Annotated in this window: 4 protein-coding genes; 2 read left to right on the top strand and 2 right to left on the bottom strand. The window is 53.5% G+C overall.

What is annotated here, in order from left to right; genetic code table 11:
• Nucleotides 1–487 precede the first annotated feature (487 nt).
• Nucleotides 488–1,456 (bottom strand): ExeA family protein, encoded by a 969-nt coding sequence (locus JUK32_RS00080; protein WP_204136840.1) that lies wholly within the window; start codon nt 1,454–1,456, stop codon nt 488–490.
• On the bottom strand, nt 1,446–3,080 hold the full coding sequence (locus JUK32_RS00075; protein ID WP_204136841.1) for a transposase family protein: 1,635 nt from the start codon (nt 3,078–3,080) through the stop codon (nt 1,446–1,448). The genes JUK32_RS00080 and JUK32_RS00075 overlap by 11 nt, the downstream gene beginning before the upstream one ends.
• 473 nt (nt 3,081–3,553) lie before the next feature.
• On the opposite strand from JUK32_RS00075, the gene JUK32_RS00070 reads away from it, so the two are divergent.
• Nucleotides 3,554–3,745, top strand: a complete 192-nt coding sequence (locus JUK32_RS00070) for a hypothetical protein (RefSeq protein WP_204136839.1) — start codon at nt 3,554–3,556, stop codon at nt 3,743–3,745.
• A gap of 45 nt (nt 3,746–3,790) precedes the next feature.
• On the top strand, nt 3,791–4,150 hold the full coding sequence (locus JUK32_RS00065; protein ID WP_204136838.1) for a four helix bundle protein: 360 nt from the start codon (nt 3,791–3,793) through the stop codon (nt 4,148–4,150).
• Nucleotides 4,151–4,208 lie beyond the last annotated feature (58 nt).

Below are 4,208 nucleotides of genomic sequence, written 5' to 3'. Positions count from 1 at the left end.
AATAGATAAGGAAGTCCAATTAGCGTGACATTTTGGATCAAAAATGCCTTTTAGGATGAGGCGCGATTAGATATGGAAAGATATAGAAGTTAACAAACTTTGATTTATCAAGGGTTTCAAGGTTTACTAGTCGCGCTAAGCTCATGACTGAACAATGCAAAATTCAAAATTAAGAATGCAAAATTAAGAAGATTGTGTTGCAAAGACATTTTGAACTTTGCATTTTGCATTTTGAATTGATTTGCCATCCTGTCCGGCCACATGGATCAAACGGTAGAGCGCTGCCTAGATGTAACGGCTCGCAAACAGCGGAGCCCGTGCTCGCAAACAAGACGATTTTGAGCTCAGATTAAGTGCGAATAAGAGGGGCTTGATGCTCACATTATTTGCGAATGAGCTCAGATTATCTGCGAACAGCTTGCCAACAAGAGTTTCGGCTCAGATTAACTGCGAATAAGCCAAAAGCCTTTAACCGTAGGCTAAGCAGCTAAGACACGAGAATGCCGACACTCAGCATCTGATCCCGGAGCTCCTGAGTCCGACCCGGTGGCAAGCGTCCGTGCATGAGAGAACGGACCTCAGCGGGCCTGACATTCAGTAAATGGGCCAATGCTTTGGTGTTGTAGCCATGCCGCACCAGTTTCGCTTCCAAATCATTGAGCCCTTGTGACAAGACCGCCTCAATCACCTCTGGCGTCACCGGTTTGACACCCACTTGATGGGCTGCTTCCAAGGCCAACCGCAGGTAATGCTTGATCTGCAACGGCGTCATCAGCTTCTCTGCCAGTAGCGCAATCGCCTCTTCATTCATCAGCTCTCCCTGAGGACTCTCCGAACACTCCCCCAGGAGCCACTGGACATAGGGCAGTTGATGCCCCTTAATGCCCTCCAGTACAAAGGTGGTGGCTCGCGCCCCAATCTCTTCCAGATTCGGACGGCGTAAATCATTTTTCAGCTTGGGATGTCCCGCCAGCAAAATGGCCAGTACTCGCCCCCGATCTTGTACCAACTCAATCAGTCGCTTCAAGCCCACTAACGTTTGGCTGTGCAGATCATGGGCATCATCGACGATCAGTACTACGGGCTTGCGAGATTTTTCCATCAGCTCCAATAGCTTTCGTTCGCGTCGCTCTGGCTGAGTCGGTGGCTTAAAATCCCGCTCTGTCGCCAGGTCAAAGAATAAGGCCATCATCAACGTACCTAAGTTCACCCGGCTTTTATCGACCGCCAACGAACTGGAGATAATGACGTCCTGGTCGCGCTTCAGTTCAACTTGAAGCTGTCGCAGCGTGGTGGTTTTGCCTGCCCCCACAACACCCGTCATGGCGACGAGCCCACCTTGATGAATCGCCAGCTTCAATTCCCGCATCAGTTGCTGATGCTGCGGGGTGGCAAAGTAACCCACCTGGTCAAAAGACTGCTGGAGGTTGAAGTAAGCCATCACGTCACTGAGCATGGCACCTCCCAGGGGTGGGGTTGAAAGCGGCCCTGACCTGCGTTAAGACCTGCTGCTTATCTAACGTCTGCGCCAGGATATCGTCGATCTGCTGCAGTTGTTCAGCACTCAATTTAGCGAGGGGTTGCCCTAGCTCGTCCGCAATGGCGCGCTTCGCGGCCAGCGGGCTCGGAAACGTGATTTCTTGGAAGGGGTCGGGGTCGACAAAGGGCTGCGACGATAGAGCGGCTCCTTCTGAAGGCAGGGACGGCAAGGTGACGCCGCCCTCGGCAGTGGGTGGTAGGGCAAGTTGTTGGGCAAGTTGCTCAATGCGCTCGGTACGCTTTTGGGTTTTCGTCTTTTTGAACCGGCGGTAGCGGTCTAACGGAATCGGGCCGCCCACTGGCGAGTAAGGACCATAGCGTTGGTCCTGATGCTCCACATACAGTTCACTATCAAATAGTCCCCACCACAGCAGCACCGTTTCGCCCGCCAAATCCGGCTCGACTTCGTAAGCGATCCCCGCCACGCTCACGCGGGCATCAATGCCGACTTTGCGGCGTTCGGGTTCCCGTGCAAAGGTACAAAAGCGCTCCCACGAGCACATCTCGCGAATCCCGGCGGGCGGTATGTTCGCCAGCCAATCTTCCAAGCGGGAACGAGCTTCACTGCGGTGGGGGCGACTGTTGTAATGCAGCAAGAAGCGCAGCAGTCCCTCATTGGCTTCCGCCTCGGTTTCCGGCTCTCGCAGATGGTAGAGCGTCTCCAGCATCTCTTTGACCGTGCGGAAAGGCCGTTCGACTTTCCCTTTGGCCCGAGCCGTCACCCGGTTGCCGTCTTTCCCCTTCGGCAGGTGGGTCCGCACCTCAATGCCTAGATACCCCATCACCTGCTGAAACACCAGGCTCCGGGCAATCGGGCCGTTGTCCATATAAATCATGCGGGGAATCCCTTGAAAGGGGAAACTCTCCGTCGACTTCAGACTCATAGCGGCAAAGAGAAAACGGAGCGCCGCCACCACATCTTCACCGTAGACGCCATGGTACTCCTGGTAAGCGACACCACTGCGGTCATCCACCACGCTGTAGAGCATCAGCAAGGGATGCCCCCGACCGGGTTCTATCCAAGCGGGAGCTTTGACATGCTTGAGGTCCGATGGGCTCAGGTCAAAGTGCCAGCACTCGTTGCTGTAGCGGGCTTGAAACCGGACGGCCGGGGGCTGGCGTTTGAGCCTGGCATAGTCATATCCCCAACGTTTGAGATAGCGGTTGACCGTCTGTCGTTTGAGAAGATGGGGTGGGGCTCGGAGGAACCCATCTGGGGTATCAATACCGACTTCTTCGAGGAGTCGGATCGCTTCTCCGGTGGACAAGTGACGACCTTTACCATTAGAAGTCCGCAGCTTAATCGCCGCAATCACTTCGCAATAACGCTCTAGCGTTGGTTTCGGCATTACCCGCGGTTGGCCCAAGTCAGCGCGCCGCACTGCATGAGGCTGCGAGGTGCGCTGCAGTGCCCGATAAAGGGTACTTTCGGACACCCCGTACAGTTGAGCTGTGGCTTGAATCAGGTGACGACGCTCAGCACAGCGTGGCGGCAACTGCGATAAGCGTTGCCGGAGCTCCAAAACCGCTTCCGTCGGCACCTGGCACTGCCCCATGAGGGCTCACCTCACAATGCAACTGTCTCCTGATGAGTCTCACAATGGTAAAACCCGGCTGGCCTAAAACCGGCCTATTTTCCCGAACTGGCACAGTCATCAAACGCTGGAAATCCGTGAGACTCATGGGCGACCACTGAAGCCAGTGCCGTCCTGGAGAGTCCCTGCCTGTCAACACTTTAAGCCGTTTCTCAAAATTTGGATAGTTGCGTCACCCAGCAGCTATTCAAATTCACCGACAATCGCTGAATGTTCTGATGGCAAAGGCTTTCGGTTTATTCGCAGCTAATGTGAGCCGAAAATCTTGTTTGCAAGTTGTTCGCACTTAATCTGAGCCCATTTGCAAATAATGTGAGCATTCAGGTCTTCTTATTCGCACTTAATCTGAGCTCAAAATCGCCTTGTTTGCGAGCATAACGATTCTTGTTTGCGAGCCGCTACACCTAGAACACGCAACCGTGCTGACGATCCAAGACACCACTGAACTGGACTTCAGCACTCATCGCCACACTCGCGGCTTAGGCCCCATTAGCGACGCCTCAGCCACAGGCCTCAAAGTCCACCTCACCCTGTGTAGTAGCGATGCCGGAGTCCCTTTAGGCATCTTGCAAGAAACGGTGTGGGCCAATCAATTAAAAATGCAAAATTAAAAATGCAAAATTAAGGAGAGTGCTTTAGGGAAGTCGCACACCGAGATGGGGAAAGCGTTAGATATTACGGACCGGACATTTGAGTTTGCGGTACGGGTCGTAAAGCTGTGCCAAGTGCTTGATGAACAACCTGGAGCAGGCCGGACGCTGTCGAAGCAATTGATCCGCTCTGGAACATCGATTGGTGCGAATGTGGAGGAAGCCCAGTCCGGTCAGAGCCGAGCCGACTTCGTGAGCAAACTGCAGATCGCGCTGAAGGAAGCGAGAGAAACCTGCTATTGGTTGAGATTGTTGGTCGCCACGCAGCTAATTCCTGAAAGTCGCCTCACCCCCTTGCTGCAAGAAAGCGAAGAACTGATCAAAATTCTGGCCAGTATCATTGTCCAAACTATTAGACGACAATGAGCCTGTCGGCTGACGACAACTAGAGAGGCGGATTTATTGATTTCGTCATCTGGATCCA

The organism is Halomicronema sp. CCY15110 (assembly GCF_016888165.1).
GTDB lineage: Bacteria > Cyanobacteriota > Cyanobacteriia > Phormidesmidales > Phormidesmidaceae > Halomicronema.
This window is presented reverse-complemented; position numbering and strand designations above follow the sequence as displayed.